This is a genomic window from Bradyrhizobium sp. 604_D8_N2_3, assembly GCF_051810765.1.
GTDB classification, from domain to species: Bacteria; Pseudomonadota; Alphaproteobacteria; order Rhizobiales; family Xanthobacteraceae; genus Bradyrhizobium; species Bradyrhizobium barranii.
In genome coordinates this window covers 808,302-833,820 of record NZ_JBPWPM010000001.1, presented here as the reverse complement: position 1 = coordinate 833,820, position 25,519 = coordinate 808,302, and the positions used below count along the sequence as shown (strand labels likewise).

The window sequence follows — 25,519 nt, the reverse complement described above, 5'->3', positions numbered from 1 at the left end:
CACCACTGCTTGTAGCTCTCTTGAATAGTCGCCCACTTCGAGGTGGAGTTGTGGAGGACATTACTATGAGATTTTCCTCGCTGTTCCTTGTGGGCTTAGCTGTCGCCATCTTGTCGAATGCACCCGCCAACGCCGTGAAGAAAACTACGAGGCCGAACACTCCATCGACAGAGATATTTTACTCGGGTGCGCATGCCAAAGTGCTTGACCCGGATATAAGGGCGTTTGCGCCAGCCAAGGCCAGGACGTACGTGGAATGCAAACAAGGGTTATGGGCGCAAGGTGCAAACCCCAACTATCAATACGCGATCTGTAGCAGTATGGGGTACAAGAACTGACCAATTCACGCACGCAGCAGAGGCCGCCCTCAGATGGTGGCCTCTCTGTCATATCGGGTCTTATGAGGCGAGCAGGGAACGTCGCCTCCTGGCCCGTGTGAGACATGGCGGTGCAGTCCGACGATTTCCGTTCACAGGGGTAAACCGGAAGAGAACGGCACGCGGCCATAGTGACGCGATAGACTGATCGCCGGCATCACCCCTCCGGTACTCCGGCGATGTATAATCCCCTAACCAAGCGCCTGGCTCCTGCAACGAAATTCGCGTTGCCGCGCACTGGAACGTTTCTGACGCGACGGATCGTAAATGTTGGATCAAGTGCAAGTCCAGTTTTGGCGGCCACTTGCGCCTCGTCCAGCCTCCCAAGAAGCGCGAGCGCTGCAGCGTACCCGAAATGCAGCAGCGGATAGTTTCGGTTGGCCTCGATTCCTCGGGCACACCAAGCGGCCGCTTCAGCGTCTGCTGAGATCTGGAGCTTGGCAAAGCCCGCCGTATTCATCCATCGGAAGGCGGAGATATCGCGAGGGGAAAGGCGCAGTGCTTCGTTGACGTGGAACTCGGTATCCGCACCGCAACCCATATAAAATTTGGCCTGACCCATCATCTCGTGAGCGTCAGCCAAATTGCGATCCAGGGCCAAGGCTCGCTCGCACTCAGCTACGCCTTGGGCCGTCCGGTTCGTATAGATGAGCACCATGGCCAAGGTGAAATGAGCCCAGGCATGGTCCGGAGCGAGGCGGAGCGCCTTTAGCACCATGGTCTCTGCCGCTGCCAGATACGGAGGCCCGTTGTCTTTCAAGAACGCCGCGACAAGCACCGTCTCGACCAACGCTCTCCAACTCATGGCGTCGACATTTTGCGGATCAGTCGCCAGAGCCCGTTCAAAAGAATTGCGAGCTTCTGTCAAATTCTCGAGTGTCACCCCCCTATTGCAAGAATGGCGGCCCTGGAAATAGAGATCCATGGCATCGGGATTCAACGTTCTTGCCGCGCGACGCGCCTCGGCCACGATGAGTTGGTTGTCTAAGGTCCGCGCAATCCTGGCTACGATTTCGTCCTGCATATCGAGCAGATCGGCGAAGGGCTTGTCGAAGCGGTCGGCCCACAAATGATTGCCCGTCGTCGCGTCGATCAATTGAACATTCACCCGGAGACGATTGTCGCAACGCTGCACCGAGCCTTCAAGCGCGTAGCGAACATTCAACTCACGACCGATCTGCCTGACATCGACCGATTTGCCTTTGTAGGTGAACGCGGTGTGTTGGCCGATGACAAATGAGCCACTGATGCGTGATAAATCCGTGGTGAGGCTCCCGGTCACACCATCGACAAAGTAGTCCTGCTCGGGGGCGCTGCTGAGATTGACGAAGGGCAACACAACGATGGAAAGGCGAGGTGGTGAAAGCGACCTCTGCGCCGTATAATCGTTCTGCGCCACATGGCCAGGGGGGACGGTTGTGGACCTTTGCGCCTCCTGCACTGTGCCAACAAAGCGGAAACCCTTGCGGGGCATCGTCCTTATCAGACGCTGTCTCTCGCCCGTGTCGCCAATTGCGCCGCGAGCAGCATTCATGCGCGTCGTGAGCGCGGCATCCGAGACGATGCGACCACTCCAGACAGCGCCGAGGAGGTCGTCCTTGCTGACAACCCGCTCCCTGTTGCGAATGAGGTAAAGGAGCAAGTCAAACGTTTGTGGCGCAGTAGCAATCAGCACGGCTCCGCAGCGCAGCTCGCGCTGGTCCGTGTCCAATACGTAGTCTTCGAAGAGATAGCGCAAGGCCGTCTTCTCCGCCCGATAGACCACATTTCTTCCCAAACGCGCTCATCGCAGAAGGACACCAAGAATAGGCCGGAGACGAGAGAAAAGTAAGCTGTTCGTTCAGGGATGACCGACGGCGGCCGATATGGAGCGGCTAGGCACTTCCGCTCGTGCCCCATCGCTTCCGTTGACGCGGTGCAGCTATGTCGGGTGATGGCGGCAGAGCGGAAGTTTGCCCCTGAGCGTCAAACCGACGCTTTTGACCCAACCCGGACATCGCAGAGCCACCTTTGATTTTCAGTATGGCCTTTTAGACGCTAAAATGCGTTGACCTAGACTCTGGCTAGGGGGCGAACATGAGGCGGCGTGCTTTTCTCGGTGCCGTTTGTGGTGCGGTAGCATTGCCGCGGCTGGCTGCGGCGGCGGAGAGCGCCAAGAAGAAACTTCTTGCTATTTTCGTCCCGTCAGAGCCGAGCGCGGACTGGCACGAGCTTAGCGGGAAAAGGTATCCTCGAGCCCTCTTCGCCGAGCTGCGACGGTTGGGACAGATCGAGGGACAAAACCTCAAAGTCGAAAGTTATGGACGAGAGCAAAACACGTCCGGCCTCGAGGCCTTGGCGACGGAAATCGTTAGCAGCAACCCGGACGTCATTCTCCTCGGTGGTCCTGGCGCACTCATCTTCAAAAAACTGACATCGCGTATTCCAATCGTAACGATAACTGCCGACCCCGTTCGACTGGGGATTGCCGAAAGTCTGGCTCGCCCGGGCGGAAATTTTACGGGAGCCAGCATCGACGCCGGTCCATCAATTCATGGAAAGCGGATTGCACTGCTGCGCGAAATCTTTCCTTCAATATCAAAACTTGGCTTGCTCGCTCTTCACATCCAATACAGCGGGCTCGTCAAGGATTCGCCTATCCCCGCAGCGGCCCAGGAGGCTGGCCTACCTATCGCGGTGTCGCTACTGGATGTTGGTGCTCAAGAAAATGACTGGCGGGCAGCGGTAGAGAGCCTTTCCGGCGAAGGCGCGAATGCAGTCATGGTGGTCGACTCCCCTGAAACTTTTCAAAACAGCGCTTTGATCGCCAAGTTGCTGACCGACGCGAGACTTCCGGCGATTTTCGCGTTCACCGAATCCGTCGAAGCCGGGGGCCTAATGGCCTACTCCTTTGATCTAGTCGAATTGTATAAGCGCGCGGCCAACAACATCGACGCAATTTTCCGCGGAGCAAAAGCTGGCGATATTCCATTCTACCAAGTGACCAAATTCGATCTGTCCATCAACTTGAAGACGGCCAGGCAGCTGGGCCTTTCCGTCTCTCCTGCACTCTCGGCCAGCGCCGACAAGGTCATCGAGTGAACAGGTCCGGTTATAGCCCGCGGGTGACATGCCCGCGCAGTCTGACGATTTCCGTTCACAGGGGCAGACCGGAAGGGAGCGGCACGCGGCCATAGTGACGCGATTGATCCGAAGGCGACACGGCGAGCTTCAACTTCGGGACGTCAACCCTATTGGCCAATCATAGTTCGAGATTACTGAGCCTGCTTCAAGTAGGCTTCAACCTCGCGCAGGTCGTTCTGCGGAGGAAATGACAGGAGAGCCTGAGACGGACTGCACCACGGATAGGGAAGCGAAGATAGCCAGCGCATCACGCCATCGAGTTCGGCGCCCGATAAGACTTTCATGACTTCAATGGTGATCACCAGCCTCACCACTTTTCCGTGCTCATTGAAATGCCAGTCGTAACGTCCGCATCCAACTCGCAGCGCTTGCCCGCTGGCCTTTGCGGACATCCCCACCAACCAATGGCACTGAAAGCGCGCTCGGTCAGTCTCGGAAGGCCGGGATAGGCAGAACGTGTAGATGTTCTCGTATTCGACACCAAAACGACGCACCAAAATTTCTTCCACGGCGTTCAAGCCGGAAGCCGTGGTGGGGAACGAAATGGCGTCGGTCTTGACCACCATTTCGAGCGCAATGTCTTCAGAGAACGCCCGCCTCATCAAGAACGGTCGGTTGCCGTCCTTGGCCAAGATATAGGTTCTTACTGCTTCGGCAGGTGTGGGCATGGTGCCTCAGGCTAGCACACTCAGGCTCCAAACGGGAATGTCCGCTTCTCGCCCATCAGCGAAGTGGCAACACCTTTCATTGAGGTCCGCTTGGTGGGGTAGAACGGACTGACTTTGCTCACTCTGAGTTCTTCGCATTTTGACCCAATTGAGACATCGGTCGCGTTCCAGCGTACCCAATATGAAGAGCTACAACCCGCCGATTCAGGCCCCGACCAAATTTGACTGGTGATCAACTTCAAGATCGCCAAAAAGCGCTCGACCTCGACGTGTCGTTGCATCTCCAGCGGCCCCACCGACGAGGTGATCAAACCAAATTGGAGATGCTGTTTGCCGCCGGTTCCAGCCAGCCGATGATCTCTTTGTTGACGTGGTGAATTGCGAATGCGAGGTGCGTGTCGGTGGACTTAACGCCGCCGAAGCAGATGACTCCGCAATCGTTGAAGCGGTGAGGATTGGTGCAGTCAGCCGCCCAGGGAACTGGTTACGCGCCAGTCGTCACGATGCAGTTGATCACAGACGGGTAATCACTTTGCTCCTGTAAGCGAATAAATTCTTTGATTGCGCGATAACACGTCGGCATCGACGCACTTCCACCCATGCTTTGGTTCGCCCAACGATCCAACATGACATGCGTCTTGACAATTTCTGCGTTCGCCGCACGCAGTATGCCGATGGAAGGCGAAGCCGTTTCAAACAGATACTTGTGGAAGCTGATCACGAAAGTATCGCTTCTCGGTAACCCGTTGCCATACGGAAGAAGGTCCACATCCCGCACAGTCTTGATATTTTTATAGAGCCACTGCGAATCGATCAACGCTTTCCCAATCCCTCTTCCCTCAACGCCAAGCGGAGCAACCCACTCGGGGCCCGGGGCTATGGTGGACCAAAAGATCACGCGATCATCACGGCGGTTCTCCATCGCCTTGAGCATGCAGAGGAATCGTTCCTTTTGTGGATCGTTCGAATGCTCCACATCGTACTGGAGCTTCTTGAGTTTGTCGGGCCAAGGTATGGGTGCAGGTGGGGGCGGCGGCGGCACAGCGGGAAGATAGATTTTGCGCAGCTTCGGGTCAGCCCCGATAAACGCGTAATTGCGCCCCCCGTCACGGCTGTGGCGGCAACCCACGAGCTCTCGCAAATACCAATTCACCTCCTCAGGAACGTGCGTTTGGAAATTGAACTCGATTAACGCCCACGCATCTATGTGCTCGCGCGCCGCAATTTTCCACCAGTCGTCCGTATCTAAGACCGGATATTCGCGCCCGCCTTTGGGCGGCCACAAGCCGCGTTTCTGCACTGGATTAAGAGGAACTTTGATATTGACCATTCAACGCCTCCCGCACAGCCCGAACCGTAGCGCGATACGCACCGGCCACGGTGGCGAAAGAAATGAAGTTTCGCCGGAAACATCGGAATGGCAACACGTCGGCGACGCGCCGGATATGAACTATCTCACATTTGTTCTGGCGCCAGCCGCTCGCGGACAATGTCGCCCCTTGGCGCCACGAGAGAACTTCCGAAGCTGGCGCTAGACCGGAAGTCGTCGGCTAAGGTCCAGGCTGGTGCTTCTGACCCAAAGCGGAAAATCAATGCGCTATCACCTTACCTCGTCAGCGCGGGGCGGGAACAATACGGGACTTTTCTCTGGCATGTCTCCTCTTCGATTTGTGGCGCAATCGAACAGCCACCGCGGCGGCAAATCCGTGAGTAGCGCCACCAAGTGACATGCAGCCTGTTCCTTTGAGACGCCCGGCGGGTAATAGATTGAGGAGTCGCGATCGATTCCGCGACGCGCGCGGGCGGTTGGCAAATGCTCCATCCGCGAGACCAAGGCTTCGTTCAATGTATGCGGCACGTCTCACGAGTTCATCATACAGCTCGTCATTTCTCGTATTGTAGGTCACGAGCCCGATCGTTGCGATCAGGCCAAACAACGAGAATACAAAGCTCCGGCCATCAATGTGGTCGACTTTGAGCGCAATGGCTACGGCGGTCGCGATCGGCAGCAGACCCAGCAACTTGAACCGGATGTCGGTCAGCGTCCGAAAGTTGCTGCAGACCTCGCCGTATTCCGTGGAAAGTGCGTTTCGACGATCTTGGTCCATGGCCTGCTCCGCGAAACGTCCAGTTCTTGTCGAACCGAAGTTAGTTGGCGCGCACAGTGCAGTTTAGCACGCGCGCGGGTCTACCAAATGTGGGCTAGTTCACGCTTGCGCTCCGGCATACTGAAGTCAGTCCGCCCCCCAACGACGTTGGTGAAGTTGGGTTTTCGTCTCTGATCAATGTCTGCTGCTGGCCCATCAGCGAAGTGGCGACACCTTTCATTGAGGTTCGCTTGGCGGAGTAGAGCGGGCTGACTTTGCTCACTCTGAGTTCTTCGCATTTTGACCCAAAGCAGACCTAATCTGTTCAACTTCTCAAAATTGGATTATAGTGCCACTACAACCATTCGGTGCGCAGTGCTGTAGATGAAATCGGTCAAGCGAAGCCTAGCTCTTGTCGCTGCGATGACGAGCGCAATCATTGTCGGTCCGCCGCGTTCCTCGGCGATGGAGAACAAGACGCCCATTGCGTATTTTTCAGAAGGCGCGCCAGACAATCTCGTAGAGGCACTGAACAATTTGTCTCCCGACGCTAGGGATGTCGTCGTTGCGAGAGTTCGCTTGCAGCAACCCGTAATATGGATGGGTGGCCGTCACTGCGAGCTTTGTACCAACGATGTATGGTTCGCCCGTCTGAGAATCACGGAGACTCTCAAAGGCAAAGCTGAAGTCGGCCAAGTGCTCGATGTTTTCCTAGGCCAGCGTAGCGAACACCGAAGGTACATCGCCATTCCTCGCACACCGGATCAACGGGGCCGAGAGTACACGGTGGCGATCTATTCTATGGGAGATGGCATTCAGCGGCTCGCTTCATTTCCAATAAGTAAACCACAATACGACAGATTATCCTCTGATTGGCTTGCATATGAAGGCGAGCGGTCGAGGGCAGGATTTCGGGATTAGGTCGTGGGTCCGCTTCTGGCCCGTGTGAGACGTGCCGGTGCAGTCTGACGATTTCCGTTCACAGAGGTAGACCGGAAGAGATCGGCACGCGGCCATAGTGACGCGATTGACCCACAACGGAAGTCGGCTGGCCAGGTTTACTCAAGCGCGCGCCCGCCACAGCGTAACCGCAAGCAGGATATAGGCCGCACAAGTCCACAGCGACTGCCAATTGTTCGGTCCTTCGCTAAGCGCCGCATAGATGGCTGCCACCAGGAATACGACGGCAAACATCGCTTCCGCCATGGGGCGGATTCCTTTCTTCGGGCGATTGAGCTGCGTCATCGCCGCAAAAGGGACCGCCGCCATAGTGAGCGCCGCAAAGGGAAAATCCTTTTCGCGCGGGTCAAACATCAAGCCCAGCGCGGTCTCCGTGCCGATCACGATGATTACGATCAAGATCAATCCGTGCATGATCGCCAACCCCGATGGGGTCCGGTAGTCCTCCGGACCCAGCAATTCCAGAAATGTGGGCGGTGCGCGCCCGGACATCAGGGCGTTGGCGCCGAACAGCGGCGAGGCAGTTGCCGCCGCCAGAAGTGCGCCCCACAGAAGCCAGCTGCCCGCGCCGTAGCTTTCATAGAACATCTTTTGAGCGGCCACCCCGAACAGGACTCCGGCGGTGGTTGCCGATATTCCGACCGCAAGCCACGAGACGAGCCGGGGCTGCGAGAGCTTCCGGCGCAAGGTCAGCCATGCAGCGCCGAACACCAGGATCGCCAGCGCCATTCCGCTGCTCATTTGCAGTTTCCAGAGCGGATAATTGCTGACGGGGATGCCGGGCGGATATTTCAGCGTGCGCTGCGCGGAATCGAATAAGCCCCACGATCCGCCGACGGTGCCCTCGAACTCATGCTTCCACAATTCATCATACGCCTCGAACAGGTTGACGCGGAAATTCTCGCGCCGGGCAAGATCGAGGACCTCCGAGATCACCCGCGCCTGGTTGGTGCGCGATGGTAGCGCCGACTCGCGCATCCGCCCTTCGCTCGGCCAACCTGTTTCTCCAATCAGGATTTCCTTACCCGGAAACGCCGACGCCACCTGCTTTCGGACGGCGTCGACGTGAGCAGCGGCGGATTTCGCCGCGACCGGGACATTTTCCCAATATGGCAGGATATGAAGGGTGACGAAATCGACGGCGTCACCGAGTTCCCGATAGCGCAGCCAGTACTCCCAGACGTCGGAATAGGTGACGGGGACCGGCACCTGTGCCTTGACCGAGCGGATCAAGGCAGCAAGATCGGAAGGTGTCATCTTCCGATGCAACAGAACCTCATTGCCGACCACGAGTGCGGTGATGGTTTCCGGATATTGCCGGGCGAGGCGTATGCCCGTGGATATCTGCGTCGCGCTCTTCCGTCGGTCCCTATCGAGCCAAATTCCCTGAATGACTTTCAGCCCCACCTTGGACGCAAGTTCGGGGATCTGATCGAGACCAAGATCAGTCGCATAGGTACGGATACATTCGGTTATTTTGGCAAGCTGGGCGAGATCTTCCGCGATCTGGTCCCGCGGCACCGGTGTCGGCGACTCCGACGTTTGGTTGTTGCGGAAGGGCGGGTAGGATATGCATTGCAGCTTGGCATTCGGATCGATCGGCGCGCGCGCCAGGTTGATCGGTATGGCCAGCCACCACCACACCGCGGCGATCGCACCCAGGGATATGATGAGAAGCGCCAGAGGCGTGCGGGGCGAAATAGTTGACCCTCCAACGTAGAGATCGTCGGTCAACCGGCATGTTGTCGTGACCCGACAACAACAGAGATCATCGTCCGCCGGTCCCTACCTGACGTGTGAAAGCTGGTGCCGGATCGTCCGTGCCGCAAGAGGCGAGTCAACGTCAAACAAAGGCCTTAAGGGCTACCGCGGGGCGGGTAGAAATAATCCTCCCCATCTCCCGAGATGGCCTTCGGGGACCGGCAGCAGAGTGGCCTTGCTCTGACGGTCGCCGTGCCGGCTAACGGACGCCGCCTGTTGGCCCGAATGCGAAGTCCAGATCGGTCACGGGTGGTCCGGTAGTAAGGGCACGCCGGCAGCGGGCTCACCCAGCGCGTAGCAGACGCGATTGACCCGAAGGCGACAGATCCCCATTGCGGCCTGCTCGTGTACAGCTCGCCAATTGTGGGTTAGGTTCCGGCGTTGTCGTGTGCCGCACGTAGCTGATCCTCCAGCAGGCCTGGGAGTTGGTCATGCAGCCGATGAACGAGGTCCCCTTCGAGACGTCCCTGGCTGAATATGCCGAAGACATGCTCGACGCCTGTACGCGATGCGGGAAATGCGTCGAGGCCTGTCCGAGTGTCGAGCCGGCCGGCATCTCGCGGACGACAAAGTCCGAAGACATCATCGGCGGCATTCTCGAGCTGGTGCGTACCGGCAACGGCCCGGAAGCGTCGCGCAAATGGGCGCAGTCCTGCATGCGGAGCGGGGCATGCATCAAGGCGTGCAGCTATGGCGTCAATCCGCGTTTCCTGCTGAGCATGGCGCGGCTTGGCATCGCGAAGTCGGACAATGAGCTTGCCGAACGGCGCCGGCGGGGTGTCGAGAGGTATCGCGACGGCAGTCGTGGCGTGAACGCGCTTTCGCGCCTGCAACTCGATACGGACGTGCTCGAACGACTGGGTCAGAGATCGGCGTCGGTCGCCACGCCCGTTGAAGCGCCGGATTTCGTGTTTTACACCGGCTGCAATGTGCTCAAGACGCCGCACATCGCCTTGCTTGCCCTCGATATCATGGACGCGCTCGGCGTCAGTTACCAGGTGATGGGCGGGCCGAGCCATTGCTGCGGCATTCTCCAACTCAAGTCTGGCGACGCAGAGATGGCCGGTCGTATGGGATCGAGTACGATGGAAAAGCTGTCGCACTCGAACTCGGGGCAGGTGATCTCCTGGTGCCCGTCGTGCTACGTCCAGTACACGGAGACCATCCTGCCAACGGTGGAGCGACAGCACGGGTCGCGCCCGTTCGAGATGAGCCCATTCATGCGCTTTCTCGGCGACCGGCTGGGGCAGCTCAAGCCGCACCTTCAGCGCAGGGTCGAAATGCGGGTCGCGCTGCACAGGCATCCCGGCGTGGCCGGCGTCGTGGAATCCGCAGCTGAGATCTTGACGGCGGTACCCGGTATCGAACTCGTCGATCTGAACCAGCCGGCGGTGGGTTTGCAGAGCGTGGATGTCGGCGCGCTTCCAAAGTACAAGCGCGAATTGCAACTTATGGAGCTTGAGGCGGCGCGCGATGCAGGTGTCGATGCACTGGTCGCGGTCTATCATTCCGATCATCGCGAACTGTGCGCGCACGAGCGCGACTGGCCATTCCGTATCGTAAATATCCTTGAAGTGGTTGGCGAAAGCATGGGCCTGCATCGGCACGATCGCTACAAAGAGCTCAAGATCATGCAGGACGCCGACCAGATCGTCGCCGACTGTAGCGACCTGATCGCAAAGCACTCGCTTGATCCCGGCAGTGCGCGTGACGTGGTGGTGAAGGTGTTGCTTGGCGACCAGCCACTTCCCCTGAGGCGTGGCGCGCCCCCGGAGACGCGCGCCGGGGGCGTGGAGCCGTCGTAGCAGCTTGACGTCACCTGTTGGCCCACCGCGCCGGTGAGCCCGGCGCAAACCGGAGGTCGCCGGCTGAGGGGTCAACCGACGCGACTGACCCCGAAGCCGGCTATTCCTCGACTGATCAATTTCCGTCAGGTGCTCTGCGCGGAAAGCCGACGACGCCCGTCAAGGACGTCGATCTCCTGCCCCCGCACGGCTTCACGACGTCTTCTGCTTCGCCTGCACGTGTCGCGCGAAGTTGTCGAGGATGGCCTGCCAGCCGCCCTGCTGCTGCTCAACCGAGTGAGTCGGTTCGCTATCGAAGACAACGCGGACGACGACGCCCTTCGCCCCGGGCACGAACTCGACTTCGGCCTTGCGATCGCCGAATGAATATTCGATCAGCTTGTGTTCGACAATCGTCGTGTAAGTCCCGGCGAAGTCAAAGCCCATGCTGCCGTCCTTGGCTTCCATGCGCGACGAGAAGACCCCGCCCTCCCGCAGGTCGACCGTAGCCTTGGTCGTATGCCAGTCGTCGGACGCGGCGTTCCACTCCATGATGTCAGCAGGTGTCGTATAGGCACGCCAGACCTGATCGATGGGGGCTGCTACGGTGGTTTCGACGGTGATCCTCATGAACATAAGCTCCTGGTTCAATTTTCTAGGTGACGGCATCACTGACGTGTGCGGGGTCCATCCAAGGACGATCGAGACTGGTCCAAGCCGACAGGGTCGAGCCGTCAAAGCGTTGAAAACACAAAAATGTCAAAACGTCTGTTGGCCACCCACCAGCGGCCGCGAACAAATTGGGGATGAGGGTCACATTTGTTCGATGCGGCCCGTGGCCATTGAACCCGACCCGGGCTCGACGACACTATCTCCCTGCGTCCTAAGCGGCCCCGCCCATCCGTGGGCGATACGGGGGAGTGTCTGTCATGCGAAAGCGAAACTGGCGATTGATTGCCGTAGGCTCGGTGCTGCTGGTGCTCGCCGTCCTGTTCTTCCTCTCGATGCGGGACATGACGCCGTGGTCCAATGATCCTGCCGCCCTGATGCGCACGGTCGGAGAGGTCTCGGGCGCTGTCGGCGGCATCAGCCTCGTCATGATCGTCTTCGGTCTGATCGGCAGGAAAGCGCCGGCCTGACAAACGTCGTTCCGGAAGGCCGGACCACGGCGGCATCACGCCTGCGCGATGACAGGGAATAGCGGGTCCTCGATGCAAATCTGAATGTCTGAACCGCACATGCAGGGCGGGATGCATTTGGAGACACCTATGATCACCTCAAAGATGCTGATTGTGGTCACGATCGTATCGACGATGGGCGCAGCTTCGGCGCAACCTTTCCACCCGTCGCTGCCCGGAAAGGAAACGACCACCAGGCCGTGGACGGCCCCGGTCGGTCACCGCCAGCCCCACGCCTCCGACGTGCCCTCGGCAAGTTCGGGATCGCTGGATTTCCTCGACCAAGAGGATGCCGACGTCGATCGCAAGATCTCCGGCGTCTGCCGGGGCTGCTGATCGATCCTGCGCCAAGGCCTGATGGAATGAGACTCGACTGCCGCCCCAACGGACGGCAGTCAGTGTCCGACCTTTCGGAATTCGACCAGGCTGAACGAGCCGACACCGCTGGTGCCGACGAAGGCGAAGCCGGCCAGGACGCCAAGCCTGCGATACTCGGCTTCCGTCCGCTCGCGGCCGCCAAGTCCCCGCAGCATATTGAGGTCGCTCATGGCGCAGGAGCGGTCCTGGCTCTCGGTCGTCGCAGGCTCCGGCATGATCCGTTCGATCATGATCAACGTTCCGCTGGCCGGCAGCGCGTCCCGGCAGTTGCGCAGAATGACTTCGCAACGATCGTCTCTCCAATTGTGCAGGATGCTCTTCATCAGGATCGTGTCGGCGCCGCCCAGGACCTTCTCGAAGAAACTGCCGGCGACGAACCGGCAGCGATTGGCGATGCCAAGCCGGTCAAAATGCGCCCGCGCTCCCGGCTCGCAGCGCGCCAGATCGAAGGCGATGCCCTCAAGATGCGGGTTGTGCTGGAGCACGCCGCCGATCAATTCGCCGGTGCCGCCACCGATATCCATGACGACGCGCGCGGTCGCGAAGTCGTGGGCCGCAACGATCCTTGGAACGATGCTCCGCGTCAGGCTGACCATCGCGGCGTTGAAGCGGCGGGTGAATTCCGGCGCATTGCTCGTCGCGGCATAGCGATCGTCGCCATCGCCGCGCAGCTCGCCCGCGCTCTTGCCCGAGCGAACCGACTCGACCAGTCCGATCCAGGATTGCGCGAGCATCTCGCCCTCGAAGAGAACCCAGTCCTTGAAGGAGGGATCGGCGGTCTCGTCGAGCTGCCGGCCGAGCTCGGTCATGGCAAACCGGTCGCGGTCGGCCTGCCTGCACAGGCCAAGTGTCGTCAGGCCAACGAGCAGCCTGCGCAGCGCACTTTCATCGGCGGACACCAGCCGGGCGAGCTCGGCCACCGATTTCGCCTCGTGGCCGATGGCCTCGGCGAGATTGAGCTTCGCCGCCGCATAGATCACCGCGGTGATGCGATGCGACTGCACGAGATCATGCACGGATGCCGGCCCGCTCATGTGTTGCCTCCTGTCAATGCCGGTTCAATCGGTCGGGACGAACCCCGTTGTCTGCACGATCGCCTTCCACCGGTCGGATTCGGATGCGATCAGCCGGGCGAAGTCTTCCATGGCGATCGCGTCGGGCTCGACGGCCAGCTTTGCCATGCCGGCCTTGACCTCGTCGGTGCGCAAGGCCGCCTGGATCGCGGCGTTGAGCTTATCGACGATCGGCGCCGGCGTCTTGGCCGGAACGAAGAACGCAAACCATGTGAGGTCCTCGAGCGACGGATATCCGGCCTCCCGCATCGTCGGCACCGCCGGAACAAACAGGCTGCGGCGCGGTCCGGTGGTCGCCAGCGCGCGAAGATCGCCGGATTGGACGAGCCCGAGCGAGCTGCCGATCGGCATGACGGTCGCGGCAATCACGCCCTTGACCAGATCCTGAATCGCACCGCCGCCCTGATAGGGAACGTGAAGAAAATCGAAGCCGGCGCTGCGGCCCAGCATCGCACCGAGAAAATGCAGCGAGGTTCCGGCGCCCGGCGAACCAAAGGTGGCGTGCTTCGGATTGGCGCGGCACCAGGCCACGAAGTCCGCCAGCGTCTTGACGTCGGCCGGCACGCTGGGACCGACCGTCAGCAATGTCGGGGTCGAGGCGACGGTCGACACAGGTATGAAATCCCGCGGATGGTATCTCAGCGTCTTGTAGACGTGCGGAAAGAACATCATGAAGCCGAGCGGCGCGAACAGCATGACCGATCCGTCGGCGTCGGCGCTCTTCACCGCCTCCACCGCGATGCGACCGGCCGCGCCGGGACGGGTCTCGACCACGATGGTTTCCGCATAGCCGCTCATATGGCCGGCCACGAGCCGCGCCAACCCATCCTGCAGCCCCGGCGTGAAGCCCGTCAGGATATGCGCGGTTCTCGCGATCGGCTGTGCAAGCGCCCGCGGTGAAATATGCGCAGCGGCGAACGCGGCAGCTGCCGCTGACAACACATCACGACGCGTGATCATCACCCGTTTCCCTGATCGAGCCCAGACCAAATGAGATCGCCGCATGCTACCTGGCCATCGCTGCGGTCTCTGGAGCCATGGATGAGCCGGGTCGCACGAACACAAAACGGGATATCGCAGATATCTGCGCGTCCTCACGGCCATCCTGGCCGATCAGGATGAGGCCTGCTCCGCCATTCGCCACCGTCAGGACGACCGCTTCGCCCGCCCACGTTCCGATAGGCTCCATCCCGATGGTGAGAAACTCACCGATCGGCTGGTCCAAATACTGAAGTCTCAGCTGCGGCGCGATTTCGGCGGGCGCCAGAGCAAGACCGAGCTGTTGTGCACGCGCATAGATTTCCCGCAGCGAAGCCTCGCCTTGAAAGCCGAGCTCGGCAACCGACACGGCAACAAGCTCAACCTCCGCCTTCTTGCGACTTAGGGTAAAGGCCGGTCGAGCGAGTATCTCATCAGCCGAATTTCCGACGCCGCAGCCCATTGCGCTCATCGCGCTGCGAAGAGCGAACGTGTCCGTGAATGTTCCTATCCGGATCGTCTTCCACGCCAGGACATCTGCAGCCGAGCTGATCGGAATCTCCGATCTGCGAGCCGGCGGGTCGACCTTGACCGCCAGCTGCCTCCGCAAACCATCCTGCGCAGTGCATTGAGCCTCGGCGCGATCTACGGAAATCAAGCTGAACAGGTTGACGACCAACAGGATCGCAAGCGCACTGCCAATGCGCCAGGGTGCCGGACGATCGGGCCTTGCGCGGCCTTGCTGCAAGGCAATGTAGTCAATCTCGGCGCGCGTCGCGCCGAGATCAATCAGCTCCCGATCGCTGAGGGCACAGAGAGCGGTTTGTACCTTCAGTCGTCTTCGGCGCTTCTGCCATGCGCTCCAGACCCGCAGGAAAAGGCTGGTCACTTGCTGCACGGGTGTGGCAGTCCGTCGCACCTGTGCAACGCCGTTGATGGTACTCATCGGCGATATCCCTTGGCGATACCTTTACCGAGGGCAGGATGTCAGGACTTCGCCGGGCACGCTTGACGTGCAGCTTACATTTTCCTGACCGGCGCCTTACTTTACGCCCCAGCAGGTGCAGAGGCGGCTTCATCCAACGACGGGAGTGGCAACTTGCGCTATCTCTTCGATGAATACGTGCTCGACACGGATCGGCGCGAGCTGCATCGCGGGGCCGATGCTGTTTCCGTTGCGCCACAGGTCTTCGACATTCTCGACTACTTGATCGGCAACAGGGAGCGTGTCGTCAGCAAAGACGACCTCATGAACGCGATCTGGAAGGGGCGCATCGTATCGGAGGCCGCGCTTGCGACCCGCATCAATGGCGTCCGCACGGCAGTCGGCGATTGCGGGGAAGCGCAGCGCCTGATCAAGACGATCCCGCGCAAGGGCTTCCGTTTCGTCGGAGCAGTTCGGGAAGTACGGGAGCCGGATCCTTCAACCGTCCCTCACCGGTCAGAAGCGAGAGGAGCGGCCCTCCCGCTACCGGATAAGCCCTCGATTGCCGTACTCCCTTTCGTCAGCCTCAGCTCCGATCCCGAACAGGAGTATTTCGCAGATGGCATCGTGGAGGAAATCACGATGGCTCTGGCTCATTTTCGCTGGCTGTTCGTGATCGCACGCAATTCGAGCTTTGCGTATAAAGGCCGGGTCGTTGACGTAAAGCAGGTCGGCCGCGAGCTTGGTGTACGCTATGTCCTCGAAGGTAGCGTGCGCAAAGCCGGAAATCGCATTCGAATCGCGGGGCAGCTGATCGATGCCGAAACTGGAACGCATCTCTGGGCAGACCGCTTTGAGGGCCCGATCGAGGACATGTTCGATCTGCAGGACAATCTGACGTCCAGTGTCATAGGCGCAATCGCCCCGAGGCTGCAGCGTGAGGAAATCAAGCGGGCAAGGCGGAAGCCACCCGAAAATCTGGATGCGTATGATCATTATCTGCGCGGGCTGACGAAATCCCGTTGGTCCAACAACGCAAACACCGAGGCGTTGCAGCTCTTTTGCAAGGCGACCGAACTCGACCCTCGACTGGCTTGTGGCTATGCCATGGCCGCCTGGTGCTATACCCGGCGCAAGGCGAACGGCTGGATCAGCGATCCCGCGAAGGAAATTGCGGAAGCCACCCGGCTGGCCCGGAAGGCCGTAGAACTGGGGGCAAATGATCCGGTTGCACTGTCCGTGGGTGGATATGCGCTCGCCTTCATAGCCCACGAGTTCGACGACGCGGCTGCTTTCGTGGATCGAGCTTTGGCTGACAACCCTAACTTCGCGCAAGCCTGGGCCACCAGTGCCTGGCTGAGAGTTTGGAGGGGAGAGCCGGATCTCGCCCTCGAGCACTCCGCACATGCCGTGAGATTGAGCCCGCTCGATCCGCCCATGTACTACGACGCGCAGGGAGCCATGGCGTATGCGCATTTTCTGGCGGGCCGCTATGACGCGGCAGTATCATGCGCCGAGACCGCATTGCGCGGTCAGACGAGTTTCCTGCTCGTGACCTGCATTGCCGCAGCCAGCAACGCATTCGCTGGGCGGCGTGAACGAGCGCAACGATCCCTCCTGCAAGCCCTTGAATGCAATCCAGATCTTCGTGCCAATCTCGAAAATCTGGCACCGTTTCGCCGGGCAGATGACTTCGCGATCTTCGAGAAGGGTCTCTGCGAAGCGGGCCTTCCGGAAAAGCACGACGTTGGCACCCCCTGACGGGGTGGACCAATGTTCGCGGCTTACATTTTCGGGAGCGAAGGCCTATTCTCCACGGATTATTGCTCCCGCGCCCTCGGAGAATAGAGGGCAGGCTTGGAGAATGGTGCCATGCGCTATTTCTTCGAGGACTGTGCGTTGGACACCGAGCGGCGCGAATTGCGGCGCGGGCTCGATGTGGTGCCCACGACACCCCAGGTTCTCGATCTGCTCGAACATCTGATCCGCAGCAGGGATCGCGTCGTCAGCAAGGACGATCTCGTCAACGCGATTTGGAATGGCCGGATCGTATCCGATGCGGCGCTGACGACCCGGGTGAACGCCGTCCGGCGCGCGATCGGTGACTCCGGTCAGCAACAACGTCTTATCAAGACATTTCCACGCAAGGGCTTTCGTTTCGTGGGCGCCGTGCACGATGAGGATCGGCAACCAGGAACCACGGCAGCAGTCATGGTCCCGGTTACCTCTGCAAACGCTGTTGGCGAACGGCGATCCGCAGGCTGGCTGGAGGACCTCAGAGGCCGTTTGAAGCTCGTCGGCAGCGTGCTGGCGTCGGTCGCCGCCATCGGCGCAATTGCCGGTGGCGTTGCCGGATACTGGAATGCCTGGAAGACGGTCCGTACCGACGCACAACGGGAAGCTCAAAATATCCAGCCACAGCCGACAGTCAGGCCCGAGATCGCGCCTCGCCTCTCCCTCGTCGTGTTGCCCTTCGCCAGCCTCAACGACGGTCCGGCGCAGGACTCCTTTGCCGACTTGATCTCGACAGGCTTGACCACCGATCTCGCGCGAACGCCCGCCACTCTCGTTGTTGGACGCGACACCGCCTTGACCTACAAGAAGAAGGTGATCGATTTGCAGCAGCTCGGGACGGATCTCCACGTCCGCTGGGCCGTGCGGGGCGCGGTGAGACGCAACGGAGACCAGGTGCGGGTCAACGTATCTCTGACCGACCTTCAGACCGCCCGCGACATCTGGTCGGATCGGTTCGACGGCGACCTCGCAAACCTGGCCGCCTTGCAGGATACCATCGCAGCGCGGCTTCTCTGCGTGGCACACTTGCACCTCCGTCAATATGAAGAAGCCCTTCAACAGTGCAGCCGCTCCCTCAATATGACCGGCACGGATTTTGAGGCCTACATGAGCCTGATCTCGGCTTACGGGTGGCCGGGGCAACGGGCACGCGGGGGCAGCGAAACTGCGGCACAAGACACATCCTAAGCCGACGTTGCGGCGGCCCATCGCGCGTGCCGATGCTCAAGGCGCTGCAAGGTAACGAGCTCTGTACCCGCGCATTGCGCGTAACCTTGCCCTCCGCCGATAGATGGGCCACCATCCCCGCGCGCACCATCAACAAGAGCAAAAGCGCAGAGGAAACGCATGAGCAAGCCGTCAGGGTTCGACTATGGCTGGGTCGTTGTCGCCGCGGGAGCGCTGATGACCTGTGTCGGCTTCGGCACGATGCTGTCGCTTGCGGTCTTCCTGCAGCCGATCTCCGAAGCGATGGGCTGGTCGCGCGCGGGCGTGTCGGCGGCGGCGACGCTGGATTTCCTCTGCATGGGCGTTGCCGCGTTCTTCTGGGGCACGCTGTCGGATCGATTTGGCACCCGCATCGTGGTGCTTGCCGGAAGCCTGCTGCTGGGCCTCGGTCTCGTGACTGCGAGCCAGGCAACCAGCCTGTGGCAATTCCAGCTGTTCTTCGGCGTGCTGATCGGCGTCGCTGCCGGCAGCTTCTACGCGCCGATGATGGCGCTCGCGAGCGCCTGGATCGAAAAGAACCGCAGCCTCGCGGTGGCGCTGGTCTCCGCCGGCATGGGCGTGTCGCCGGTGACGATCGCGCCGACCGCAAGCTGGCTGATCACGGCCTATGACTGGCGCACCGCGATGCTGGTGATCGGCATCGCCGCGTGGGCGCTGCTGATCCCGGCCTGCTTCCTGGTGCGGCCGGCGCCGCAGGCGGCTGGCCCAGCAAGCACCGACGCGGCACCGGAGATCGAGCTGACCGCGGCACAGGCGCTGCGCACGCCGCAATTCATCGTGCTCGCAGCCGCGCATTTCGCCTGCTGCGCGGCGCATTCCGGCCCGATCTTTCACATGGTGTCCTATGCGATGGTGTGCGGCATCGCCCCGCTCACGGCAGTGACGGTCTACAGCGTCGCCGGCGTCTCCGGGCTCGGCGGACGCCTGCTGCTCGGCGCGGCAGCCGATCGCATCGGCGCAAAGCCCGTGCTGGTCGGCGGCCTGTTCGTGCAGGCGATGTGCATCGCGACCTATCTCGCGGTGGCGCAGCTCGGTGAATTCTATGCGCTCTCGGTCGTGTTCGGCCTCGCCTATGGCGGGGTGATGCCGCTCTATGCAGTGCTGGTCCGCGAGTACTTCGGCGCGCGCATCATGGGCACCGTGTTCGGCGCGGTGTCGGCCTTTGCCAGCCTCGGCATGGCGCTCGGTCCATGGGCCGGCGGGCTCGTGTTCGACAATTTCCAGCGCTACACATGGCTGCACGCCGGCTCCTTCGCGATCGGGCTTGCCGCCGTCGCAGTGGCGCTGAGCTTTCCGACCAAGCGCAGGCAACAGCTCGACCTTGGCCGCGCCGCGGCCTAACGAGGCAACGCATGAACAGGCCGCAGGGCTTCGATCTCGTTGAACGTGCCCGCGCCATCGCACCGCTGATTGCGGGCGAAGCGGACGAGATCGAACGGACGCGGCGGCTGACGTCCACGGTCGTCTCCGCGCTGATCGAGAACGGGCTCTATCGCGCGCTGCTGCCGCAAAGCCTGGGCGGCGCCGAAGTCCCCATCGAAATCTTCATGGAGATGCAGGAGGAGATCGCAAAGGCCGATGCCTCCACGGCCTGGTGTCTCGGCCAATGCAGCGTCTGCGCGATGATCGCAGCTTCGCTCAACCACGACATTGCGTGCGAGATCTTCGACACGCCGCCCGGCATCCTTGCCTGGGGCGCGATCGCGCATGAGGCGCGTGCGGTCGAAGGCGGCTATCGCGTCACGGCGCGCTGGGATTTTGCCTCGGGCTCGCGGCAGGCGAGCTGGCTGGGGGCGCATGTCCGCATCGTCGGAGCCGACGGGACGCCGCGCAAAAATGCCGACGGTTCGCCGGAGGTTCGTACCATCCTGTTTCCGGTCGCGAGCGCGGTGCTGCATGACGTCTGGCAGGCGATCGGGCTCGCCGGCACAGGCACGGACTCCTATGAGGTGAGCGACCTCTTCATCCCCGAGCGCTTCACGGCGTTCCGTGACGTGCCGTCCGCGCTGGTTGAGACGGGTCCGCTCTACAGGATCGGCACCGGATCGACCTTCAGCCTCGGCTTTGCCGCTGTCTCGCTGGGCGTGGCGCGCGCGACGCTGGATGCGGCCATCGCTTTGTCGCGGGCAAAGCACCAGTCGCTGGCAGCGAGCGCCATGCGCGACAACCAGGCCGTCCAAGGCCTGATCGGCCGCACCGAGGGCGATCTGCGCGCCGCGCGCGCCTATCTCTATGCGACGGCGAATGCGATGTGGCGCGACCTCTGCGCGACCGGCCAATTCAGCCCGGCGCATCGCAGCGCCGTTCGCCTCGCCGCGACCTGGACCATCCATCAATCGGCCAAGGTGGTCGACGCCGCCTATCACATGGCCGGCGCGACTGCGGTGTTCCGCAGCAATCCGTTCGAGCGGCGCTTTCGCGACATGCACGCGATCGCGCAGCAGATCCAGGCGCGGGATACGCATTATGAGGATGTGGGGAAGGCGATTTTGGCGGAGGGACGCTGAACTACAGCCGCAACGACGCTGCGCTCCCTCGCCCCGTTCTTACGGGGCCGCGACGAGCTTCGCTCGCGCTGAGAGGGTTGGGGTGAGGGGCATCTCTCCACACGGGCGGTCGTTGAAGGACCTGTACCCACTCACCCGGAATCCGCGCTACGCGCGCATTCCGACCTCTCCCCGCAAGCGGGGCGAGGTAAGGGGCAGCGCACCTCACGCCACCATCGCAGCCTTCTCGTCACCATCGATGCCGCGCTGGACGGCGAGCAGGCTGATGATCTCGGCGTTGGGCCGGGCCTTGCTGAACAGAAAGCCCTGGCCCTCGTCGCAGCCCTCGGCACGCAGGCAGCTCAGTTCGGCTTCGGTCTCGACGCCCTCGGCGGTGATGGTGACGCCAAGGCCTTTGCCGAGGCTGACGATGGAGCGGATGATCGCCTGGGCCTCGCGGTTGGCGCCGAGATCGCGCACGAAGGACTGGTCGATCTTGATCTTGTCGAACGGGAAGCTGCGCAAATAGCTGAGGCTGGAATAGCCGGTGCCGAAATCGTCCATGGAGATGCGGACGCCGAGCGCGCGTAGCGCATGCAGCGTCGCCAGCACCTGCGCGCTCTTTTCGAGCAGCAACGTCTCGGTGATCTCGAGCTCCAGCCGCCGCGCCGGCAGGCCGGAATGTTTCAGCGCGTCCGTCACCACCGAGAGCAGATTGCCGCTGCGGAACTGGAGCGGCGACAGGTTGACGGCGACGCGGACATCGTCCGGCCAGGTCGCGGCATCCAGGCACGCCCGGCGCAGCATCAGGCCGCCGAGCGGATTGATCAGCCCGGTTTCCTCGGCGACCGGAATGAACTCGGCCGGCGAGACCATGCCGCGCTCGGCATGCGGCCAGCGCACCAGCGCCTCGAAGCCGGTGATGCGGCCGCTCGAGAGGTCGATCAGCGGCTGGTAATAAGGGCGCAGCACGTCGTTCTGGATCGCGTCGCGCAGCTCAACCTCGATCTTGCGGCGGCTCTGCGCCTTGGCGTCGAGCGCGGCCTCGAAGAACGCAAAGGTGCCGCGGGCATCGGCTTTGGCGCGCGACAGTGCCATGTCGGCGCTCTTGAGCAGTTTTTCGGAATCATCGCCGTCGCCGGGCGCCATCGCGATGCCGATGGAGGCGCCGATCACCACGGAATGGCCATCGAGCAGATAGGGATCGGCGATGGCTTCCAGTAAGCGCTTGGCCAGCATCACCGCATCCTCGGGACGCGTTAGCCCGCTCTGCACGATCGCGAACTCGTCGGAGTTCAGCCGCGCCAGCGCGTCCTCCTCGCGCAAGGTCGAGCGCAGCCGCTTGGCGACGCCGCGCAGCAGCTTGTCGCCGACCGCGTGTCCCAGCGTGTCGTTGACCGCCTTGAAATTGTCCAGCCCCAGCATCAGCAGCGCGACCTTGTCGGAGCTGCGCCGCATATGCAGCAGCATCTCGTCCACCTGCTGGCGCAGCAGGTTGCGGTTCGGCAAGCCAGTCAGCCCGTCATGCTGGGCCATGAAGGCGAGCCGCGCCTCGGCGCGCTTGCGCTCGGTGATGTCCATCAGCGCCAGCAGCACCGCGGGCCGATCGGCATAGGTCAATTCGCGCGAATAGATCGCAAGGTCGATCAGCGCGCCGTTGGCCTTGACGTGCTTCCAGGTGCGCGCGGCCTGCTCCTCGCTGGACCGATCGGTGGTCCAGGGCGGCTCGCTGTCGAAAGCCTGCAACGAGCGGATCTTCAGCTTCTCGAACTCGGCGCGGCTATAGCCGTAATGGGAAATCGCGGCATCGTTGACGCCGAGGATGCGCTCGTCGTCGAGCGCACAGACGATCATCGGGACGGGATTGCCGTCGAACAGCAGGCGGAACGAGGCCTCGCGCTGCTTCAACTCGGTGATGTCGACGCGCAGGCCGACCACGCCGCCGTCGTCGGTCAGCCGCTCGTCGATCAGGATGACGCGGCCGTCCGCGAGCATCTGCTCGTGGCGCGCGCCGGGCTGATAGAGTTTCTGCAGCCGCTCGGCGATCCACTCGTCCTCGTGGCCGGCAGCCTCGGGATAGTCGCCACGCGCGACGCCGATGCGCAGCGTGTCCTCGAGGCGCGCGCCTTCCTCGAACAGATCGGCGGTCTTGCTGTAGATCTCGGCGTATTTCCTGTTCCAGAGCACGTAACGGCCTTCGGCATCGAGAAACACGATGCCTTGCGGCAGGATGTCGATGGCCTGGCGCAGGCGCTCATGGGATTTGCGGGCCTCGGCAATCGCGGCTTCCGCCTCGGCGCGGCGGCGCAGGAGTTCGTCGCGTTCGGAAACGGGTTGAGGCGCGCGCGCGAAGCGCGGCTTGCGCGGCTGTCGGCGAGCCCGGGCGAGCACGCCTCTCTTTCGCTTTGCTGTTTTTCGAGACCCCAAACTCAACTCTATGCGTCCCAGTCGCGCCCAGTGGCAGCAAGTTTTGGGGCAAGTGTCTGAAAAAAAAGTAATCTTGGGTGGCTTGTCGGTCGGTCGCACAGTCTGGTGGCCGCAGAAAAGCAGCCCTCATTGCCGCTTTGCGCGGCGCGACAGCGCCGCCGGGCGTGCCAAGCCCATCACATCGTCGTCATCGGAGAACGCGATGGCGCAAAATTGCGCGCTGCCTTGAATCATTTCCGAGATCGCGCGCGAATGCATACAGAGGGCTGGGAGCACGCCTCCCACGCACGAATTTTGGTCAATGCACGAGAGGGTTATCGCGTCGTTAAAAATCGGCCGGCCGCGCGTAGGGAACTGCGACTTTCGGACAATATTTCGGCCGAAGGACTGTTTCTTAACCCTGACGCAGCGTTGCGTTATAAGGATGACAGCATGAGTCCCCGCCGCCTCGCCCCTCTCCTCCTTGTCATGACGTTCCTGACCGTCGGCGCCGCGCTGGCCCAGGACAAGGGCAGCGTCAACTCAAAACCGCTACCGCCGCTCGCCAACCCAAACGATCCCAGCATCGGCGCCAAGGAGCTGTTCGCGCGAAAGCTGCTGCCGTCGAAGGGAACGGCTCATGTCATCGGCTCCTACACCAAGGGCTGTATCGGCGGCGCCATGCAAATGCCGCTCAACGGCGACAATTGGCAGGTGATGCGGCTGTCGCGTAACCGCAATTACGGTCATCCCGACATGATCGCGCTGATCAAACGGCTCGCGGCCAGAGCGCACAAGGACGCGGGATGGCCGGGCATTCTGGTCGGCGACATCGCCCAGCCGCGCGGCGGGCCGGCACTGTCAGGCCATGCCAGCCATCAAATTGGCCTGGATGCCGACATCTGGCTGACGCCGATGCCGGACCGTCGTTTGTCACGCGAGGAGCGCGAGGACATGTCGGCGGTGATGATGGTGCGCCAGGACCGGCTCGACATCGACCCCAAGGTGTTCACGCCTGCTCATGTGCTGGTGCTGCGCGACGCAGCGCAGGAGCCGGCAGTACAGCGCATCTTCGTCAATCCCGCGATCAAGAAGGCGCTGTGCCGGGAGGCCAAGGGCGACCGCTCGTGGCTGTCGAAAATCCGGCCGTGGTGGGGCCACGACTATCACTTCCACATCCGCATGCGCTGCCCTGCGGGCTCGAGCGAATGCGAAGGCCAGTCGTCGCAATCCGAGGACGAAGGCTGCAAGCCGTCCGACCTCGCCTACTGGTTCAGCGACGCCGTGCTGCACCCGAAGCCTCCGCCGGAGCCGCCGAAGCCAAAGCCGCCGATGACGCTGGCGCAGATGCCGGCGGCCTGCAAGGCGGTGCTGCACGCGGTGGATGCGAAGCAATAGGCGGCTGGCTGGGCAAGCTGCCGCCTCGCCCACCGCTGTCGTCCCGGGGCGCTTGAAGCGCGAGCCCGGGATCCATAACCATAGGGGGCGGTGGTTGAGCGAAGCGGTAACTCCGAGTCTTCGTCAAATTCCTCCCTGGGACTATGGATCCCGGATCTGCGCTCCGCTTCGCTGCGCTTGTCCTGGATGACAGAGTCATTACTGGCTCCCATCCTCTGAAATGCGCTAGGATCGCCTTGCCGCTTTGCCGTAAGCCGAGCGGCCCTGTCGGGACGCGCATCCCGCCCTTCAGCAATGACCGCAAGCCCCGCATCGTTCGCGTGGCCAACGATGAGATTTGACATGCGCGTCCTCACCTTCCTCGCCGTGCTCTCGCTCAGTGCGACCTCCGCTCTGGCCGCCGAAGAGCCCAGCGGCTGCGACAAGTTCAAATGGCCGATCGAGCGTGAGCGCGCCGCGCTCACCGCGCCGGACCGCGCCAAGCTCGTCTCGGGGAGCGAGCAGGCGGCCTTGCCGTCGTCGGCCATCACGCTGGGGCTGGTGGCCCCCGCGGACGCAAAGCTGCCGACGTCGCCCGAAAGGGCGCCGAAGGACGGCACCTTCGCGGGCTTCACCAGCATCAAGGCGCCGAAGGCCGGGCTCTACACCGTCAGCCTGTCCAGCGGGGCCTGGGTGGACGTGGTCCAGGACGGGCATTTCCTCAAGCCCGTGGCCTTCAGCGGCGCGACCGATTGCGACGGCATCCGCAAGACCATGAAATACGAGCTGTCGGCGCAGCCTTTCGTGCTCCAGGTCAGCGGCGCCAAGGACAATTCGCTGTCGATCGCGATCCTGCCGGCACAATAGGCCAAACGGTCGCCTTTGACCTCGGGCTCCGGCCTGCTATCTTCGCAGCTGCGATATCCCTGCCGGCCGT

The 25,519-nt window shown here is 61.8% G+C and carries 20 protein-coding genes; 10 read left to right on the top strand and 10 right to left on the bottom strand.

Annotated elements, in window-relative coordinates; genetic code table 11:
• Positions 1-534 precede the first annotated feature (534 nt).
• Entirely contained in the window at positions 535-2,115 is a 1,581-nt protein-coding gene (locus tag AB7245_RS03940) for a winged helix-turn-helix domain-containing protein (protein WP_085402690.1), read from the bottom strand.
• 338 nt (positions 2,116-2,453) lie between these two features.
• Between AB7245_RS03940 and AB7245_RS03935 the strand changes: the two genes are divergently transcribed.
• On the top strand, positions 2,454-3,458 hold the full coding sequence (locus AB7245_RS03935) for an ABC transporter substrate-binding protein (protein ID WP_085402645.1): 1,005 nt from the start codon (positions 2,454-2,456) through the stop codon (positions 3,456-3,458).
• A 173-nt stretch (positions 3,459-3,631) separates the two neighbouring features.
• On the opposite strand, the gene AB7245_RS03930 is transcribed toward AB7245_RS03935, so the two are convergent.
• The 4 genes from AB7245_RS03930 to AB7245_RS03915 all read right to left on the bottom strand — a co-directional run bounded on the left by AB7245_RS03930 (position 3,632) and on the right by AB7245_RS03915 (position 8,949).
• Positions 3,632-4,168 (bottom strand): hypothetical protein, encoded by a 537-nt coding sequence (locus AB7245_RS03930; protein ID WP_085402646.1) that lies wholly within the window; start codon positions 4,166-4,168, stop codon positions 3,632-3,634.
• Between the two features lie 484 nt (positions 4,169-4,652).
• Positions 4,653-5,498, bottom strand: coding sequence for a hypothetical protein (locus AB7245_RS03925; RefSeq protein WP_135217265.1), 846 nt, complete (start codon positions 5,496-5,498; stop codon positions 4,653-4,655).
• A gap of 283 nt (positions 5,499-5,781) precedes the next feature.
• Positions 5,782-6,276 carry a hypothetical protein gene (locus AB7245_RS03920; RefSeq protein ID WP_439033899.1) on the bottom strand — a complete coding sequence of 165 codons (495 nt, stop codon included), beginning with the start codon at positions 6,274-6,276 and terminating at the stop codon, positions 5,782-5,784.
• A 1,041-nt stretch (positions 6,277-7,317) separates the two neighbouring features.
• A complete protein-coding gene (locus AB7245_RS03915; protein WP_439033898.1) occupies positions 7,318-8,949 on the bottom strand; it encodes a glycosyl hydrolase family 17 protein in 1,632 nt (543 codons plus the stop codon).
• A 458-nt stretch (positions 8,950-9,407) separates the two neighbouring features.
• Here AB7245_RS03915 and AB7245_RS03910 point away from each other — a divergent pair, with 458 nt between their 5' ends.
• On the top strand, positions 9,408-10,781 hold the full coding sequence (locus tag AB7245_RS03910) for a (Fe-S)-binding protein (protein WP_135215883.1): 1,374 nt from the start codon (positions 9,408-9,410) through the stop codon (positions 10,779-10,781).
• A gap of 192 nt (positions 10,782-10,973) precedes the next feature.
• On the opposite strand, the gene AB7245_RS03905 is transcribed toward AB7245_RS03910, so the two are convergent.
• Positions 10,974-11,390: an SRPBCC family protein gene (locus AB7245_RS03905; RefSeq protein WP_085402692.1), complete on the bottom strand. Its 417-nt coding sequence runs from the start codon at positions 11,388-11,390 to the stop codon at positions 10,974-10,976.
• A 299-nt stretch (positions 11,391-11,689) separates the two neighbouring features.
• On the opposite strand from AB7245_RS03905, the gene AB7245_RS03900 reads away from it, so the two are divergent.
• Complete coding sequence (locus tag AB7245_RS03900) at positions 11,690-11,899, top strand: hypothetical protein (RefSeq protein ID WP_014498566.1); 210 nt, start codon at positions 11,690-11,692, stop codon at positions 11,897-11,899.
• Positions 11,900-12,028: 129 nt separating this feature from the next.
• Positions 12,029-12,274 (top strand): hypothetical protein, encoded by a 246-nt coding sequence (locus tag AB7245_RS03895; protein WP_085402649.1) that lies wholly within the window; start codon positions 12,029-12,031, stop codon positions 12,272-12,274.
• A gap of 59 nt (positions 12,275-12,333) precedes the next feature.
• On the opposite strand, the gene AB7245_RS03890 is transcribed toward AB7245_RS03895, so the two are convergent.
• Genes AB7245_RS03890 through AB7245_RS03880 form a run of 3 tightly spaced genes read right to left on the bottom strand, consistent with a single transcriptional unit; the run spans position 12,334 to position 15,313 of the window.
• On the bottom strand, positions 12,334-13,350 hold the full coding sequence (locus AB7245_RS03890; RefSeq protein WP_085402650.1) for a methyltransferase: 1,017 nt from the start codon (positions 13,348-13,350) through the stop codon (positions 12,334-12,336).
• 24 nt (positions 13,351-13,374) lie between these two features.
• Entirely contained in the window at positions 13,375-14,349 is a 975-nt protein-coding gene (locus tag AB7245_RS03885; protein ID WP_085402651.1) for a Bug family tripartite tricarboxylate transporter substrate binding protein, read from the bottom strand.
• A gap of 46 nt (positions 14,350-14,395) precedes the next feature.
• On the bottom strand, positions 14,396-15,313 hold the full coding sequence (locus tag AB7245_RS03880; protein ID WP_085402652.1) for a DUF1127 domain-containing protein: 918 nt from the start codon (positions 15,311-15,313) through the stop codon (positions 14,396-14,398).
• 153 nt (positions 15,314-15,466) lie between these two features.
• Between AB7245_RS03880 and AB7245_RS03875 the strand changes: the two genes are divergently transcribed.
• The 4 genes from AB7245_RS03875 to AB7245_RS03860 all read left to right on the top strand — a co-directional run bounded on the left by AB7245_RS03875 (position 15,467) and on the right by AB7245_RS03860 (position 20,820).
• Positions 15,467-17,053, top strand: coding sequence for a winged helix-turn-helix domain-containing tetratricopeptide repeat protein (locus tag AB7245_RS03875; RefSeq protein WP_085402653.1), 1,587 nt, complete (start codon positions 15,467-15,469; stop codon positions 17,051-17,053).
• A 111-nt stretch (positions 17,054-17,164) separates the two neighbouring features.
• Positions 17,165-18,274: a winged helix-turn-helix domain-containing protein gene (locus AB7245_RS03870; RefSeq protein WP_085402654.1), complete on the top strand. Its 1,110-nt coding sequence runs from the start codon at positions 17,165-17,167 to the stop codon at positions 18,272-18,274.
• A 159-nt stretch (positions 18,275-18,433) separates the two neighbouring features.
• On the top strand, positions 18,434-19,654 hold the full coding sequence (locus AB7245_RS03865; protein ID WP_135215884.1) for an MFS transporter: 1,221 nt from the start codon (positions 18,434-18,436) through the stop codon (positions 19,652-19,654).
• An 11-nt stretch (positions 19,655-19,665) separates the two neighbouring features.
• A complete protein-coding gene (locus AB7245_RS03860; RefSeq protein ID WP_085402656.1) occupies positions 19,666-20,820 on the top strand; it encodes an acyl-CoA dehydrogenase family protein in 1,155 nt (384 codons plus the stop codon).
• Between the two features lie 204 nt (positions 20,821-21,024).
• Here the strand turns inward: AB7245_RS03860 and AB7245_RS03855 are convergent, their stop codons facing one another.
• Complete coding sequence (locus AB7245_RS03855) at positions 21,025-23,190, bottom strand: putative bifunctional diguanylate cyclase/phosphodiesterase (protein ID WP_439033897.1); 2,166 nt, start codon at positions 23,188-23,190, stop codon at positions 21,025-21,027.
• A 468-nt stretch (positions 23,191-23,658) separates the two neighbouring features.
• Here AB7245_RS03855 and mepA point away from each other — a divergent pair, with 468 nt between their 5' ends.
• Both mepA and AB7245_RS03845 read left to right on the top strand, forming a co-directional pair.
• On the top strand, positions 23,659-24,603 hold the full coding sequence (gene mepA / locus AB7245_RS03850; protein ID WP_085402658.1) for a penicillin-insensitive murein endopeptidase: 945 nt from the start codon (positions 23,659-23,661) through the stop codon (positions 24,601-24,603).
• A gap of 342 nt (positions 24,604-24,945) precedes the next feature.
• Positions 24,946-25,449: a hypothetical protein gene (locus tag AB7245_RS03845; RefSeq protein ID WP_085402659.1), complete on the top strand. Its 504-nt coding sequence runs from the start codon at positions 24,946-24,948 to the stop codon at positions 25,447-25,449.
• Positions 25,450-25,519: the final 70 nt, after the last annotated feature.

What these genes read in the sequence shown, in the direction of transcription:
- AB7245_RS03880 (WP_085402652.1), bottom strand. Translation starts at nt 15,313, where the DNA reads ATGAGTACCATCAACGGCGTTGCACAGGTGCGACGGACTGCCACACCC.
- mepA (WP_085402658.1), top strand. Translation starts at nt 23,659, where the DNA reads ATGAGTCCCCGCCGCCTCGCCCCTCTCCTCCTTGTCATGACGTTCCTG.
- AB7245_RS03900 (WP_014498566.1), top strand. Translation starts at nt 11,690, where the DNA reads ATGCGAAAGCGAAACTGGCGATTGATTGCCGTAGGCTCGGTGCTGCTG.
- AB7245_RS03865 (WP_135215884.1), top strand. Translation starts at nt 18,434, where the DNA reads ATGAGCAAGCCGTCAGGGTTCGACTATGGCTGGGTCGTTGTCGCCGCG.
- AB7245_RS03895 (WP_085402649.1), top strand. Translation starts at nt 12,029, where the DNA reads ATGATCACCTCAAAGATGCTGATTGTGGTCACGATCGTATCGACGATG.
- AB7245_RS03905 (WP_085402692.1), bottom strand. Translation starts at nt 11,390, where the DNA reads ATGAGGATCACCGTCGAAACCACCGTAGCAGCCCCCATCGATCAGGTC.
- AB7245_RS03930 (WP_085402646.1), bottom strand. Translation starts at nt 4,168, where the DNA reads ATGCCCACACCTGCCGAAGCAGTAAGAACCTATATCTTGGCCAAGGAC.
- AB7245_RS03920 (WP_439033899.1), bottom strand. Translation starts at nt 6,276, where the DNA reads ATGGACCAAGATCGTCGAAACGCACTTTCCACGGAATACGGCGAGGTC.
- AB7245_RS03845 (WP_085402659.1), top strand. Translation starts at nt 24,946, where the DNA reads ATGCGCGTCCTCACCTTCCTCGCCGTGCTCTCGCTCAGTGCGACCTCC.
- AB7245_RS03910 (WP_135215883.1), top strand. Translation starts at nt 9,408, where the DNA reads ATGCAGCCGATGAACGAGGTCCCCTTCGAGACGTCCCTGGCTGAATAT.
- AB7245_RS03860 (WP_085402656.1), top strand. Translation starts at nt 19,666, where the DNA reads ATGAACAGGCCGCAGGGCTTCGATCTCGTTGAACGTGCCCGCGCCATC.
- AB7245_RS03925 (WP_135217265.1), bottom strand. Translation starts at nt 5,498, where the DNA reads ATGGTCAATATCAAAGTTCCTCTTAATCCAGTGCAGAAACGCGGCTTG.
- AB7245_RS03890 (WP_085402650.1), bottom strand. Translation starts at nt 13,350, where the DNA reads ATGAGCGGGCCGGCATCCGTGCATGATCTCGTGCAGTCGCATCGCATC.
- AB7245_RS03935 (WP_085402645.1), top strand. Translation starts at nt 2,454, where the DNA reads ATGAGGCGGCGTGCTTTTCTCGGTGCCGTTTGTGGTGCGGTAGCATTG.
- AB7245_RS03885 (WP_085402651.1), bottom strand. Translation starts at nt 14,349, where the DNA reads ATGATCACGCGTCGTGATGTGTTGTCAGCGGCAGCTGCCGCGTTCGCC.
- AB7245_RS03870 (WP_085402654.1), top strand. Translation starts at nt 17,165, where the DNA reads ATGCGCTATTTCTTCGAGGACTGTGCGTTGGACACCGAGCGGCGCGAA.